Below are 14620 nucleotides of genomic sequence, written 5' to 3'. Positions count from 1 at the left end.
CATCCACGGCGCCCGCGCGGAGCGAACACCCGGGAGAACCTGTGCGCGGAAAGGAGGTCGATGAGCACCGACGACGAGCTCGCCGAGCGGTTACGCGACGGCGACGAGAAAGCTCTGCGTACGGCCTACGACCGGCACGGCGCCGCCGTGCTGTATCTGGCCCAGCGGCTGCTGGGCAACCGGGCGGACGCCGAGGACGTCACCCAGGTGACGTTCGTGGCGGCGTGGACCGGCCGGGACTCGTTCGACCCGCAGCGCGGCACGATGCTGGGCTGGCTGCTCGGCATCGCGCGGCGCAAGGCCGTCGACCGCCTGCGGTCGGCAGCGCGAGACGATCGGGCAACCGATTCGGTACGCGCCCAGCTGGGCCCACCCGACGACCGGGAGACCCCGGAACGGATCGTCGACCGTCTGGTCGTCGCCGACGAGCTGGGCCGGCTCCCCGAGGAGCAGCGGCGCACGCTCGAACTGGCCTTCTTCGACGATCTCACCCATCCCCAGATAGCCGCCGTCACCGGGCTGCCGCTCGGTACGGTCAAGAGCCATATCCGGCGTGGAATGGCCAACCTGCGACGTCGTTGGGAGGTGGACGGTGCAGCATTTGGAACCCGATCGGCTGGTCCTTCTCGCGCTCTCTGAGGAGCAGCAGGAGCTGACCGAAACCGACCACCTGGCGCAGTGTGCCGGCTGCCGGCACGACCTGGAGAGCCTGCGGGAGGTCGCCGACCTGGGCGCTGACGCGCAGGAACTGCGGGACCTGCCGCCACCCCCGGAGCGGATCTGGCAGGCGATCTCGGCGGAGGTCGCGCGTACCCCGGAGGTCGTCGCACCCCCGGTGCCGCTGCGGCGCCGCGCCGAACGTCGCCGCCCCCGCTGGCTGATGCCCGTGCTGGCCGCCGCGGCGGCAGCGGTGGTCGCGGTGGCCGGCACGGTAGCCGTGGACCGGTTCACCGCACGGCCCACGGTCGAGCCGGTGACCGCCCGGGCGACGCTGACCCCGCTGGACACGGTGCCGCAGACCGCCGGCGGCGATGTCCGGGTGCTGTCCGGCGGGCAGATGCAGATCGACGTACGCAATCTGCCGTTGACCACCGGTTTCCACGAGGTGTGGCTGATCGACCCGGACGACCTCACGAAGATGGTGGCCCTGGGCAGCCTGTCCGACCAGGCCGACGCGGTGCTGCCGGTGCCACCCGGCACCGACCTGAACCGCTACCGCCTGGTCGACGTCAGCGACGAACCGCACGACGGCGACGCCTCCCACTCGGGCCGCAGCCTGCTACGCGGAACCCTGACGTCGTAGGCGCGAGCGAGTACAGGGTGGTGGCTCGGCTGCCACCACCCTGTAGCCGCGAACAACTGACCTGAATCGCCAAGACCGACCCCGCGCTGCACCGGGCCTGGGCGCTGGAAGAGGGCCTGCGCACCGTGTTCGCCATCGCCGACCGCGACACAACCGACGCGATCGAGGCCCTCGACCGGGTGATTGACTGGGCCCTCCGCTGCTCAGCCCAAGCCGTCATCGCCCTGGCCATGCACAGCCTCGGCGGCCATCAACCCGAACTGAGAGCCGGATTGTCGTACAGCAGCGGCATACTCGCCCCATGCCCAGACGGAAGCGGCGATCACGGCGTGTGCAGGTGGCCTGCAGCGTGTGCGGGGAGATCCGCGACGTGCGGCCGGAGCTCGTGGAAGGTTTCGATGTCCTCGCCTGTGCCCGGCACCCATCGGGCGATGTCGTTCTGGAGGTGCCGCCCGGCCACCATTCGACGGTGACCCTCAACGTCGCCGGCTACCTCAACGGCTACACGGTGCAGAAGTCCACGTCGGCGGACCTGCGCGCCGCCCACCGTGCCGCGTCGAACCTGGCCGCGGCACAGGGACGGCCCGCGCCCGAGCCGCCGTTCGATCCGGCGGATCACCGCGGCATCGACCGGCGGCTCGTCGAAGCGTTCACCAAGGCTCTCGGCCCGACCGGCTGGGAGATCGCCGACTGGGATCGTGAGGGCCGCGCATACGTAGTGAAGGTCTACACCGACTTCGGCTGGGCCGGGTTCCTCGAGGGCCGGCTCGACGAGATCACCGATGAGCTGCGCGCCCTGCGTTCCCGGGCGGCCGCTGTCGCGGAGACACTGCGCTGCCCCACGTGCGATGCGCGGCTCGATCCGTTCGGGGAGGGTTCGCCGTGTGGTTGCGGGACCGTCGTGTGGAGGCCGGCGTTCTGGACGACCGCCTGGGACTCGATGAGCAGCGCGTTGGCGTACCTTGATGGCGCCCCGGACCCGGAAACCGCGGCGGCGCTCGCCCGGATCACCTCCGCGATGGCCGGCCCCGGGCAGGCGTGGGACCTGTCCGAGGACGACTTCAACAGCGCGGTGGAGGCGTTCCAGCAGTTGGCGCCGGCCGCCCGATGGGAATTGATCAACGACCGGCCGGTCGCGGTGATCCCGGTGGGAGCCACCTTCGAGCCCGGCCCGGCGGGGGAGCTGCTCGCCGCGGCCGACGCGCTCGGCTATCACCTGGCCTTGACCACCGACCGGCGGATCTGCTTTCAACGTACCGGCCCGGCCGCTGACCTACCGACCTGGTTCCTCTGCACCAGCACAGGTGACGACGGCTATCAGGTCACCGCCGCGCAGCCCGGGTGGACCGTCGTGGACGACGACTCCAGCGAGCACTGGCGCGCCCAGGAGGAGACCGACGACTGGTGGATCACCCGATCCGGCGACCTGCGGCAGGAGGACTGGGAGGTGGATCACCCCAATCTGGACTTCGACGGCGGTTCCCCGGCGCTGGCCGCTGTCGGCAGGATCGCCGGGCTCTCGCCCGCCACCCTGCGCGTGGCTCTCACCGATGCCGACCGTGCGATTCAGCAGGCCCGGGCCCTGCTGGACGCGCACTACGCCCGGCTCAGGGCGTCTGGCTGACCGCCGCGCCCAGGTGGGTTGCGACGGCGTCGCGGACCTCGGCGTCGGACGGGGTACGGATGCCGCGCTCGGTGGCCAGCTCGTCGAGTGAGGTCATCGCGACGTCGTCCAGGCTGCAGGCCACGAAGCGGTCGAAGACCGTCAGGTCGGTGTCGACGTTCAGGGCGAAGCCGTGCGTGGTGACGCCGCCGCGGATGCGCATGCCGATCGAGGCCAGCTTGCGGCCGTCGGGTGTCCACACGCCGACCAGGCTGGGGGAGCCGGGCGGGGTGTCGCGGCGCAGCGTGGGGAAGCCCAGCGCGGCCATGGCGTCGATCAGGCCGGTTTCCAGCCAGCGCACCACGTCGACCGGGCCCCATCGGCGCAGGTCCATCACCAGGTATCCGACCAGCTGGCCGGGGCCGTGGTAGGTGGCGTTGCCGCCGCGGTCGACCGCCACCGTGGGGATCGCCGACAGATCGTCCGGCAGGTCCGCCGGGGGAGTCCGTGCGCCGTAGGTGATCACCGGCGGATGGCTGAGCAGGAACAGCCGGTCGGGGGCGAGGCCGGCGCGGCGCTGATCGGCCCAGCCGGTCATCCGTTGAACGGCTGTGTCGTAGTCGACCTCGCTCAGGTCGACGCGTACCAGCTCCGGGGCCTCAAGCCGCATCGAGATCGCCACTCCTCGATACTGGTACGCCACCCGGCCGATCGCCATGTGACCGGCCCCACGGGCGGGTCAGACGGCCGAGGGCAGGGCGGCCCGCATCCCGGCCTCGAAGACGTCCGCGGTCATCGGGCGCCCGAAATGGTAGCCCTGGGCGAGCCGGTAGCCGGCCTGGTGCAGGCGTGCGGCCTGGTCGGCGGTCTCGACGCCCTCGGCGACGGCCTCGATGCCGAAGTCGGTGGTGAAACCGATGATGTTCTTGACGATGATGGCGCCGGCCCGGTCCGCGGTGTCGCCGCTGACGAACGACTTGTCGACCTTGAGGACGTCGACCGGGCAGGTCAGCAGCAGGCTCAGCGACGAGTGGCCGGTGCCGAAGTCGTCCAGCGCGATGCGCAACCCGAGCGCCTTGAGCCGGTGCAGCTGCTCGACGGCGGTCTCCGCGTTGAGCACCGCGGTCTCGGTGACCTCGATCAGCAGGCGGCTGGTGTCGGCGCCGGTGGCCTGCACGGTCGCGGCGACGGCGTCGACGAAGCCGGGATCGGCCAGCTGGCGCGCGGAGACGTTGACGCTGATCCGCATCGGTGCGGCGTCGCCGTGGCGGCGGGACCAGTCGGCGCTCTGCCGGCAAGCCTGTTCGAAGACCCACGCCCCGATGTCGTTGATCACGCCGATGCGTTCGGCGACCGGGATGAACACGTCCGGCGGCACCAGGCCGCGTTCCGGGTGCTGCCAGCGCAGCAGCACCTCGGCGCCGGCCGGCGCGCCGTCGGGAAGCCGGACGATCGGCTGGTAGACCAGGAAGAGCTGGTCGCTGCCGACGGCGCGGCGCAGGTCGGCGGCGAGCCGTGCGGTGTCGTCGGCGGCCCGGTCCAGGTCGGCGTCGAACCACTGCCAGCGGCTGCCGCCGGCGGCCTTCGCCGCGTACATGGCGATGTCCGCGCGGCGCAGCAGCTCGGCCGGGTCGTCGCCGGTCTGGGCGCTGGTGACGCCCAGGCTGGCCCCGGTGACCACGATGTTGCCGTCCAGGTCGGCGGGCTGCCCGACCGCCTCGATCAGCCGCTCCACCAGCGTCACCAGATCGTCGGTGGGCTGCAGGATGATCGCGAACTCGTCGCCGCCGAGGCGGGTGAGCAGGCCGTTGTCGCCGACCACCGCGGCCAGGCGCCGGCTGGTCTCCTGGATGAGCAGGTCACCGACGCGGTGGCCGAGCCGGTCGTTGACCACCTTGAAGTCGTCGAGGTCGAGCAGGGCGACGTGGAACGCGCCGCGGTCCGCGAGAAGTCGGCGGGTGCGCTGCTCGTACAGGGCACGGTTTCCGGCGCCGGTCAGGCTGTCGTGGGTGGCCTGGTGGGTGAGCCGGTCCTGGTATTCGCGCAGTTGGCTGAGGTGCCCGTCGACGGTGGTGAGCAGCCGCTGGTTGTCGCGCAGCACGATGATCTGCCGGATCACGACGAGCGCGGTCAGCGCCACGGCGATGATCTCCATGGTGCGGGTCTGGGTGGCGTCGCCGGGATTGGTGGTCAGCAGCAGGGCGTCGGTGACGGCAACAGCCAGGTAGGGCACGACGCTGATCCGCCGCCGCCGGGCCCGCGGGCGGGGCTCGCGGCTGCCGGCCCGCTGCTGGCTGACGGCGGCGAGGTGGATGCTGAACGCCGCCAGCGGAACGGCGAGCAGACTGCTGGACAGATAGGGGCGGTCGATCAGATAGGGCGACAGGCTGCCGACACTGGCGCTGAGCGCGCTGCCGACCGCCAGCACGTAGGTGGCCCGGCGGTCGAGGCGCCCGGCGCCGGCGAAGGCGACCTTGACGAAGGTGGCCATCGACAGACCCGCCACCACCGTGATCACCAGCATGACGCCGGCGCCGCCGGTCTGCGCGATCCACTGCTGGTGGTTGCGCAGCGAGAAATGCCAGACCAGGGCGCCGACGGTCAGCAGGACGATGCCGGCGTCCAGGCCGAAACGCAGCCAGTCAGCGCCGCTGCGCTGCCAGGACGGCAGGCGCAGCAGCGCCCAGAGCACCACACCGAGGACCGAGAGGTACGCGAAAAGCGTGAAAACACCGATCCGCTGAGACGGTTCCGGGCCGCCGACCGCGTCGTACATGTTGCCGAGGATGCCGGCGGTGAACAGCGCGCAGGCCACGGCGAGGTGCCGCCAGAAGCGGCGGGTGCCCGCGTCCAGGTCGGTGAGCCGGCTCGCCGACCAGCAGGCCTGCCCGGCCAGCACCGCGGTGACCGGCAGCGGCAGCCAGCCCAGCAGCGGCATCGCCCAGACGTGCACCATGCCGAAGCCCAGCCAGACGCCGCAGAACAGCACGAGGACCGCCGCGGTCAGCAGCAGCCCACGGTCGCGGAACGTCTCTCCCCTCGTCACGAGGCAATATGTCGGCTGTTTTACGCCGTTGCTGAGGGTCCGCCGGGGCCATCCGGGGTATGTCACACCCATGGCGAAGTACGCGGTCAACGATGCGGCGGTGCAGCGGGCCCGGGAACTGATCAAGGCCCGCCAATACGTGCTGGACAGCGACTGGGGCAGCGTCCAGCCGCGCGCCGACGCCGAGAACACCTACCTCGACAGGCATTCCTGGGACGAGTACGCCGCGTGGCACCTCGCCCTCACCGACGGCGCCACCGACGAGACCAAGGCCCGGTACGCCTTCGTCTACGGCGATTTCCGCCGCGTGCACCGCTCGGCCCTGATCGCCTGCGTGTACCGGGCCGCGGAGTGGAAGCACAAGGACGTCGAACTGGCCGCCCACAACCTGCTCCAGGAGCTGGACGCGACCGCCCTCTGATGTGGAGATCCGGCGCGATATCGTGCACGCTGTGGATCACACGAGCGCAGCCCTCCGCGGGATCGACCCGAATCAGGCGCACCCGGCCCGGCGCTACAACTACTGGCTGGGCGGCAAGGACAACTTCGCCGCCGACCGGGCGTCCGGCGACGAGCTGGAGCGGCTGTTCCCGAAGGTCCGGCTGGGCGCGCTGGCGAACCGGGCGCTGCTGCAGCGGGCCACCCGTTTCCTGGCCGCGGAGGCCGGGATCCGGCAGTTCCTCGACATCGGCACCGGGCTGCCGACTGCCGACAACACGCACGAGGTGGCCCAGCGGCACGCCCCGGAAAGCCGGATCGTGTACGTCGACAACGACCCGCTCGTCATGGTCCACGCCCGCGCCCTGCTCAACAGCAGCGACGCCGGGCGTACCGCGTACATCGAAGCCGATCTCAACGACCCGGCGGCGATCCTGGCCAACCCGGTGCTGCACGAGACCCTCGACCTGAAGCAGCCGGTCGGCCTGATGCTGATCGCCGTCCTGCACTTCATCCACGGCCACGGGGCCGCGAAGCCGATCGTGCGCCGGCTGCTCGACGCGCTGCCGGCCGGCAGCTACCTGGTCGCCACCCACGCCACCTCCGATTTCGGTACGCCCGAACAGCAGGCGCTCTACCAGCAGTTGATCGAGCAGGGCAAATCAGACGTGTGGACCCGCACCCGCGAGGAATTCACCGACCTGTTCGACGGCCTCGACCTGGTCGACCCCGGCGTCGTCCCGGCCAGCGAGTGGCGCCCCGACCCGGGCGCCGACATCCCACTGCGCTCCGACATCAACGTCTGGACGGCCGTGGGTCGCAAACCCTGACACCTCAGCGTGCGGCCGGCGCGGGCCGGCGGGCCTCGGCCTGCGCTGCCGTGGCGCTCCGGGGGCGGTGCCGCAGGTTCACCAGCAGGGACCTGAGCAGCACCGCGGGGGTGGCCAGGGTGCTCGGGTGGGCGCGCATGTAGGCGACGTCGCCGAACTTCGTGCCGATCGGCAGGTCGACGGTCGAAGCCCGGATGACCTGGGTGATCAGTGCGCGCTTCAGGCGTACCGAAAATGCGGGTCTGGTGGTCTCCAAGCGCTGGGCGTCGCCGGACGTGGAGAGCTCCCATGCGGCATCCACCACGACCTTCTGCAACTGGAAGAAGGCGGTAGCCGGCCGGGCGAGATCGGGCGCCTCGGCGAGGTATTCGGCGAGGCAGGAGGCGTGCAGCGCGGCGGATGACATGCCCTGGCCGTAGACCGGGTTGAACGAGGCCACCGCGTCGCCGACGCTGACCAGGCGGCCGGGCAGCCGGCCCAGCCGGTCGAAGTGGCGGCGGCGGGCGTCCGCCTGCCGGTACGTGCGGACCTCGCTGACCGGCTCCTCCCCAGCGATCTCCCGGAAGACCGGGGGCAGGTCGGCGCACCGGGCGAGGAAGTCGTCCAGCTCCGGCAACGGGCGGTCATCACCGTACGTGGTCAGCATCAGCATCCACTGCATGTCTTCAATGGCGGTGGCCGCTGCCTGGGTCTTCTTCCGGTACCGCGGGGAGAAGCGCGAGATCGCGGCGCCGATGGGCGGGTCCTCCTGGGCCCGCCGAAAATACGCCGTCGCATAGTTGACGTCGATGCGCATCCGTTCGAGCTCCGGGCGTTCCCAGCCGTCGTCGGCCAGCCAGTCCGACAGCTTGCTGGCCCGGCCCATGGCGTCGACCACGAAATCGGTGGCCAGTTCCCGGCCGTCGACCCGGACGGAGGTTACTTGACCGTCGCGGTACCCCAGCCCGGTTGCGGCGCCGCGGAGCGTCCGGACGTTGCCCAGCGCCAGGGTGCGGTGGCGCAGCAGGGTCTCGAGGAAGGTCCGGCTCTCGCTCAGCAGGACAGCGTTCGGGGTCTGCACCGAGGGCACGTCGTCCGCCCAGGCCTGGACCTGATGCCCCTGCGACAGCACCGCCCCGAGCTCGACCGCCTCCCGGGTGAACCCGGGGAACAAGCGCTCGATCTGCGCGCGCCCGCCGGGCAACAGCGTGTGCACCTGGAACTGCTGCGGCACTCCGCGCCGCCCGCCCGCACTGTCTCTCCCGACGTCGTCGCGTTCCACCACGACGACCTCATCGGCGTGGTCGGCCAGTACGCGTGCCGCGAGCAACCCGGCGACACTGCCGCCGAGCACGATCGCGCGCCGCAGCGGCCTGGTCGTGACCACCGGCTGGCGGGTACTGCTCAGCCTCGCGAACACCTCGGCTGGACGTTGCCTCACTTCGTCTCCTTCCCTGATCGCAGTGTCTTGGGAAGGAGCCATGCAGCAACCGCCAAACACCTGGATCTGAGAGTTGTTTCGGATTTTGTCGCCCGGCGCCGAATGCCGGCCCCGGCCCGGACAGCGCTGAGCGCTCGAACGACGGACCGGCTGCACGCGCTGGCCCGGCGGGCGGGGTAGCTCCATGGTGGCCGCTCGTCGGGGAGCCGCGGCCGGACTGTCCGAAGTCCGATTGGGGTGATGCGCCACAAAGATCCGGATGATCACGGTGCCGGACGGGCGGGGCGCTGTGCGATCGTCTGGCGGAAGATCCGTGACGCCGGCCGCCGGCGTGCGGCGCGACGAAAGGTGACACCGTGCAGCTCGACGTGATCATGTGGCCGGATCTGCCGTGGCCCGGGATGCGGCAGGAGTGGCTGCACGCCGAGCGACTGGGCATCGGCCGGGGCTGGCTCTACGACCACCTGAATCTGAACGGGCGGCCGGTGTGGCACGAGGCGTACACCGCTCTGGCCGCGGCTGCTGCCGCCACCACGCGCATCGGCCTGGGGACCATGGTGACCGCGCCGAACTTCCGGCATCCGGTCACCGCGGCGAAGGCTGCCCTGAGCCTGGATGCCCTGGCCGAGGGCCGCTTCGTGATGGGGATCGGCGCCGGCGGGCCGGGTGGTGACTCGGACGCCTTCGGCGGCGAGCCGTTGAGCCGGGCCGAGCGCACTGCACGGTTCGCCGAGTTCACCGAGCTCACCGACCTGCTGCTCAGCCGGGAACGCGCCGACTACACCGGCCGGTACTTCAGTGCCCGGGACGTGGCGATCGGTGGCGGGGAGCCGCGCCGGCCGGGGCTGGCGGTGGCGGCCACGGCCGCGCGGGGCATGGAGCTGGCGGCGCGGTTCGCCGATCTGTGGATCACCCAGGACGTGAGCCAGAACCCGGCGGTCTATGCGGGGTCACCGTACGCCGAGGTCCGGCGGCAGATCGCCGAGCTGGATGAGGTCTGCGCCAAGCAGGACCGGGATCCGGCGGGCCTGGCCCGGCTGGCGGTTCTGGGGTACGGCGGTGAGCGTCCCCTGGCGTCGATCGAAGCTTTCCGTGACTGCGCCGGCCGGTACGCCGCTCTCGACATCACCACCCTGGCCGTGCTGTGGCCGCGCGGCGATCAGGCTCGTGCCCAGCTCGCCGTCCTGGAGGAAGCGGCCGGCAGCCTCGGGCGGGCCGGTTAGTCCTGGCCGAAGGCGGCGCCGAGCCCGGTGAGGTCGATCGGCTGGCGCACGTGCTCCGGGACGTGGTCGATCAGCGGGCGCATCGCCTCCAGGGCGGTGAGGATCTGCCGGGCCACCCGGTCCACCGGCCGGACGGCGTCCACCGACACCAGGATGCCGCGCGACGCGTACCAGTCCACGATCGGATGGGTGACCTCGTGGTAGATGGCGAGCCGGCGGCGGATGACCTCCTCGGTGTCGTCGGACCGGCCCTCCAGGGTGGCCCGGGCGAGCAGCCGCCGGGTCAGCTCCTCGTCGTCGGCCTTGAGGTGCAGGGCGACGTTGGCGGTCATCTCCAGCGTGAGGGCGATCTCGTACAGCGCCCGCGCCTGCGTGATGTTGCGCGGCATGCCGTCCAGGACGTACCCGCCGCCCTCGGCCTTCGCGGCGATGAACTCGGTCCGCACCATCTCCAGCACGATCTCGTCCGGCACGAGCTCGCCGCGGCTGAGGTGATCCTGCACCGCGCGGCCGAGCGGAGTACGCCGGGCCACGTGATCGCGCAGCAGGTCCCCGGTCGCGATGTGGGGGATGCCGAAGTGGTTGGCGATCAGCGCGCCCTGGGTACCTTTGCCGGCACCCGGAGGGGCGACCAACAGGATCCGCATGACGCGTCCTCTCACCGCTGGGACAGGGAACGGTCACGATCGTAAGGGGTTTCCCTCCGTCAACCGTGGTACCAGTTCTCCCTCGGAGATCGTGCCGCCGTGTTCCTCGATCCGGGTGACCAACGCGCGAGCCCAGGCCACCAGCTCGGACACGGCGATGTGATGTGGGGCGGCCGCGGCGTACGGTTCGATCCGGTCGGCGGCCCGCGTCAGCAGCCGCACTGCGCCGACGTCGTTGCCGCGCCTACGGTGGGTGATGCCGACTGCCAGCTGTGCCAGGCCCTTCCACAGTTCCCGGGTCTCGGCGTCGCTGGTCTTCCACGCGCCTTCGAGCACTTCGTGGGCGTGGAACGGGCGGCCGGCCGTCAGGAGACGCTGCGCCTCCTCGAGCGTTTCCGCGGGGGAGAGCACGAGATCCTCGGGGGTGGTCGGCTCCCCGGACATGCCGCGCGGCAGTGGGCGCCCGAGGCCGTCACGCGGGCGGGCGTTGCGGGCGCGCCCGGCGTCGTCACGATCGCGAGAGACAGAGTCCATGATCCCATCGTGCCGCGCGGGCCGGAGGCGGCACCAGCCGGACTGTCGGGCCGGTGACGGGTGCTGGTCCATTTCGGCTGAGGGGTCGAGACTGAGGTGGTGGTGACCACCGTCCTGCGGGACGTCATCGAGCGGGCGCGGCGGCGCAACTTCGTCGGCCGCCGCGAGGAGCTGCGGGCGTTCGGCGAAGCGCTGGCCGGGCGGTCGCCGCGGCGGGTGCTGTTCGTGCACGGCCCCGGTGGCATCGGCAAGACCACGCTGCTGCTGGAGATGTCCGCCCGGGCCCGGGCCGCCGGCCGGGATCCGGTGCTGCTGGACGGCCGGGAGATCGACCCGTCGGCGGAGGGCTTCCTGCAGGCCGTCGGGCAGAGCGGGACGCTGCTGGTCGACTCGTACGAGCATCTGGGCGCCATCGACGGCTGGCTGCGCCGCGAATTCCTCCCGGGACTGCCGGAGAACGGCCTGGTGGTCCTCGCCGGCCGGGAACCCCCGTCGGCGGCCTGGCGGGTCGACCCGGGCTGGCGGCAACTGGTCGCCATCCATCGCGTCGACCACCTCGACGAGGCCGACAGCGCGGATCTGCTGTCCCGGGCCGGTGTCACCGAGCCGGTGCAGCAGCGGCTGCTCGGGCTGGGCCGCGGCCACCCGCTGACCCTCGCGCTGCTGGCCGACGTGGCCGGCGACGGCGCCGTTCCGGAGAGCCTCGCCGAGGTGCCCGATCTGATCTCGGTGCTGCTCGAGTCGCTGCTGCGCGACGCGCCTTCGGAGGCGCACATGACCGGCCTGGCGACGTGCGCGCGGGCCTGGCTGACGACCGAGGACCTGCTCCGCAAGACGGTCGGCGCGGACGCGCCCGAGGTGTGGGGCTGGCTGCAGCGCCGCCCGTTCGTGCAATGCCGGCCCGGTGGGCTGACCCCGCATGATCTGACCCGCGAGGTCCTGGAGGCGGAGTTCGAGCGCCGTTCCCCGGACCGGTACCGGTCGCTGCACCGGATCATCCACGACCACGTGGTCGCGGGCATCCGGGCCACGACCGGGCTGGACCGGCAACTGCTCGCCCAGCAGTTGGCGTACCTGCACCGGCGCAGCCCGCTCACCGACGCCTACTTCAGCCTGCGCAGCCAGGGTACGGCCGCGGTCGTGCCGGCCCGGCCCGAGGAGTACGCGCCGGTCCTGGCGCTGATCGAGAGGAACGAGGGCCGGGACAGCGCGGCCCTGGCCGAAGGGTGGTTCGCCGACGAGCCGGACCAGCTGAACGTCGTGCGCACCGGGAAGGGCGTGGTCGGTTTCGCGTACGGAATGTTCTGCCCTTGTGGTTCTCCGATGGAGGACCGTGATCCCGTCGTCAAGGCGATCCTCGAGCACGTCGCCCGGACCGCGCCGACGCGTCCCGGCGAGCGCGTCGAGATCAGCCGGTTCTGTGCCGGGGTCCGTGACGCGCATCGGGACAAGTACGCCTTGCTGGCCGGATCGGTCACCTCGATCATGAACTGGTGCACCGAGCCGCTCGCGTGGTCGTTCGTGGTGTCGTTCGACCCGGAGTACTGGGGGCCGTTCTTCGAGTATCTCGGCTTCCGGCCGCTCGTCGAGGTCACCGTCGCGGGCCACTTGCACGTCGCGTACGGGATGGACTGGCGCCGTTTACCGGTTGAGGACTGGCTCGATCTGATGAACGAACGCGAACATCAGGGCGGTACGGGGCCACCTCCGGCATCGGCGCTGCGCCCACCGCCGTTGTCCCGTGCGGCGTTCGGCGACGCCGTACGGTCCGCGCTGCAGAACCTGAATCGCCCGGACCGGCTCGCCGGTTGCGCGCTCGTCGGCAGCCGGCTCGGCGCCGACGCCGGCGAGGTGCGCGCGAGCGTCGTGACCGCGATCGGCCGGCTCGCCGGCACGCCGAAGGGTGACCAGCTCCGGGCCGTGCTGAACCGGACGTTCGTCCGGGCCGCCCCGAACCAGGAGGCCGCCGCCGAGGTCCTCGGCCTGCCGTTCAGCACCTACCGCCGGCACCTGGGGCGTGCGGTGGAACAGGTGACCGAGCTGCTGTGGGCGATGGAGATCGGCACGCAGGAGATCGGTGAGCAGGAACTGAGCACGGACTGACCTGGAGAACAGGCAGGCCCCGGCGACACCATGCCGCCATCGGTTCATCGATGGAGGTGTGACATGGCACGGATCCTGGTTCTCGGCGCGGGCCTCGCCGGTCTGGGCACGGCGATGCTGCTCGCTCGCGACCAGCACGAGGTGATCGTCGTCGAGCGCGACCCCGCCGGGCCGCCGCCGGACGCCGGCACGGCGTGGAGCGACTGGCAGCGGCGCGGGGTCAATCAGTTCCGGCTGCCGCACTTCATGCTGCCGCGCTGGTGGCAGCAGGTGCGGGAGCAGCTCCCGGAGCTCGGTGACGCGCTGCGGGCGGCCGGGGCCCGCGAGCTGAACCTGATCGACATGCTGCCGGTGGAGCGGCGCGGCCCGATCCGACCCGGCGACGAGCGGTTCGACACCGTCACCGCCCGCCGGCCGGTGCTCGAGGCGGCTCTGTCGGCCGCCGCCGGGGCCGCCGGAGTGACGATCCGGCGGGGCGTCACGGTCACCGGCCTCGCCACGGACGGGCACACGCGGGTGCCCCGGGTAACCGGTGTGCTGACCGCCGACGGCACGGCGATCCTCGCCGACCTCGTGGTGGACTGCGGCGGCCGGCGCTCGCCGCTGGGCTCCTGGCTGCAGGCGGCCGGTTCGCGGGCGCCGGTCGAGGAGCGGGCGGACTCCGGCTTCGTCTACTACTCCCGGCACTTCCGGTCCCGTACCGGTGAACAGCCGGCGGCGCTGGCCAACCTGTTGCAGAGTTACGACTCGCTGTCGACCATCACGTTGCCGGGGGACAACGGTACGTGGAGCGTGGTGCTGACCACCGCGAGCCGGGACACGGCGCTGCGGGGCCTGCGGGAACCGGCCCGCTGGCACGCGGCCGCCGCGCGCTATCCGATGATCGCCCAGTGGGCGGACGGCGAGCCGATCTCCGGTGTCGACGTCATGGCCGGCATCGAGGACCGGTACCGGCGTCTGGTCGCCGACGGCGAGCCGGTCGCCACCGGCGTGGTCGCGGTCGGCGACGCCTGGGCGTGCACCAGCCCGTCGGTCGGCCGGGGCGCCTCGATGGCGATGATCCAGGCCGGGCTGCTGCGGGATCTGCTGCGCGAGACCGAGCCGGGCGACCACGACAAGTTCGCCCGGCGGTTCGACGAGGTGTGTACGCAGGTCGTCGAGCCGCTGTACCGGGCGACGGTGTGGCTCGACCGGCACCGGCTCGCGGAGATGGCCGCGGATGCCGCCGGTACGCCGTACCGCTCCGACGATCCGCGGTGGCCGATGAGCAAGGCGTTGTTCGCAGCCGGTCTGGCCGATCCGGATCTGGCCCGCGGCTACGCGTCGATCGCGGCCTTCATCGCCACGCCCGACGAGGTGTTCGCCGGCGCCGGGGTCGTCGACCGGGTCGTTGCGCTCGGCATGGGCGCCCCGCAGTATCCGCTACCCGGTGCGACCCGTGCCGAGCTGCTCGCCGCGATCGCCTGACCGCGG

13 protein-coding genes are annotated in these 14620 nt (G+C 71.8%); 8 read left to right on the top strand and 5 right to left on the bottom strand.

All coding sequences use genetic code 11. The features are described 5' to 3' along the window. The first annotated feature begins 60 nt into the window (after positions 1 to 60). The 3 genes from OHA21_RS18960 (at position 61) to OHA21_RS18950 (ending at position 2927) form a co-directional block, all read left to right on the top strand. Entirely contained in the window at positions 61 to 639 is a 579-nt protein-coding gene (locus OHA21_RS18960) for an RNA polymerase sigma factor (RefSeq protein WP_328475391.1), read from the top strand. Continuing rightward, positions 593 to 1303, top strand: coding sequence for an anti-sigma factor (locus OHA21_RS18955; RefSeq protein WP_328475390.1), 711 nt, complete (start codon positions 593 to 595; stop codon positions 1301 to 1303). The genes OHA21_RS18960 and OHA21_RS18955 overlap by 47 nt, the downstream gene beginning before the upstream one ends. 301 nt (positions 1304 to 1604) lie before the next feature. Next, the gene (locus tag OHA21_RS18950; RefSeq protein ID WP_328475389.1) at positions 1605 to 2927 is read left to right on the top strand and encodes a hypothetical protein; all 1323 of its coding nucleotides are present in this window, start codon (positions 1605 to 1607) and stop codon (positions 2925 to 2927) included. Here OHA21_RS18950 and lipB read toward each other — a convergent pair. Beyond that, positions 2911 to 3576, bottom strand: coding sequence for a lipoyl(octanoyl) transferase LipB (gene lipB / locus OHA21_RS18945; protein ID WP_328475388.1), 666 nt, complete (start codon positions 3574 to 3576; stop codon positions 2911 to 2913). The two genes, OHA21_RS18950 and lipB, sit on opposite strands and share 17 nt — an antisense overlap. Positions 3577 to 3645: 69 nt before the next feature. Beyond that, on the bottom strand, positions 3646 to 5952 hold the full coding sequence (locus tag OHA21_RS18940) for a putative bifunctional diguanylate cyclase/phosphodiesterase (protein ID WP_328475387.1): 2307 nt from the start codon (positions 5950 to 5952) through the stop codon (positions 3646 to 3648). Between the two features lie 70 nt (positions 5953 to 6022). On the opposite strand from OHA21_RS18940, the gene OHA21_RS18935 reads away from it, so the two are divergent. Then, entirely contained in the window at positions 6023 to 6373 is a 351-nt protein-coding gene (locus OHA21_RS18935; RefSeq protein ID WP_328475386.1) for a hypothetical protein, read from the top strand. 31 nt (positions 6374 to 6404) lie between these two features. Next, entirely contained in the window at positions 6405 to 7220 is an 816-nt protein-coding gene (locus OHA21_RS18930; RefSeq protein ID WP_328475385.1) for an SAM-dependent methyltransferase, read from the top strand. Between the two features lie 4 nt (positions 7221 to 7224). Here the strand turns inward: OHA21_RS18930 and OHA21_RS18925 are convergent, their stop codons facing one another. Further along, complete coding sequence (locus OHA21_RS18925; RefSeq protein WP_328475384.1) at positions 7225 to 8640, bottom strand: FAD-dependent oxidoreductase; 1416 nt, start codon at positions 8638 to 8640, stop codon at positions 7225 to 7227. Between the two features lie 356 nt (positions 8641 to 8996). On the opposite strand from OHA21_RS18925, the gene OHA21_RS18920 reads away from it, so the two are divergent. Then, positions 8997 to 9863: an LLM class flavin-dependent oxidoreductase gene (locus OHA21_RS18920; protein ID WP_328475383.1), complete on the top strand. Its 867-nt coding sequence runs from the start codon at positions 8997 to 8999 to the stop codon at positions 9861 to 9863. Here the strand turns inward: OHA21_RS18920 and OHA21_RS18915 are convergent. Both OHA21_RS18915 and OHA21_RS18910 read right to left on the bottom strand, forming a co-directional pair. After that, positions 9860 to 10510, bottom strand: a complete 651-nt coding sequence (locus tag OHA21_RS18915) for an adenylate kinase (RefSeq protein WP_328475382.1) — start codon at positions 10508 to 10510, stop codon at positions 9860 to 9862. The genes OHA21_RS18920 and OHA21_RS18915 overlap by 4 nt on opposite strands. Positions 10511 to 10543: 33 nt before the next feature. Beyond that, positions 10544 to 11044: a DUF309 domain-containing protein gene (locus OHA21_RS18910; protein ID WP_328475381.1), complete on the bottom strand. Its 501-nt coding sequence runs from the start codon at positions 11042 to 11044 to the stop codon at positions 10544 to 10546. Between the two features lie 99 nt (positions 11045 to 11143). On the opposite strand from OHA21_RS18910, the gene OHA21_RS18905 reads away from it, so the two are divergent. Together OHA21_RS18905 and OHA21_RS18900 are read left to right on the top strand one after the other, a co-directional pair. Then, a complete protein-coding gene (locus OHA21_RS18905) occupies positions 11144 to 13147 on the top strand; it encodes an ATP-binding protein (protein ID WP_328475380.1) in 2004 nt (667 codons plus the stop codon). A gap of 63 nt (positions 13148 to 13210) precedes the next feature. Continuing rightward, a complete protein-coding gene (locus OHA21_RS18900) occupies positions 13211 to 14614 on the top strand; it encodes an FAD-dependent oxidoreductase (protein ID WP_328475379.1) in 1404 nt (467 codons plus the stop codon). The last annotated feature ends 6 nt before the right edge of the window (positions 14615 to 14620 follow it).

The organism is Actinoplanes sp. NBC_00393, from assembly GCF_036053395.1.
In the GTDB taxonomy this organism is placed as follows: Bacteria; Actinomycetota; Actinomycetes; order Mycobacteriales; family Micromonosporaceae; genus Actinoplanes.
Note: the sequence above shows the minus strand (reverse complement) of the source record. Positions and strands in the feature narration are given on the sequence as shown.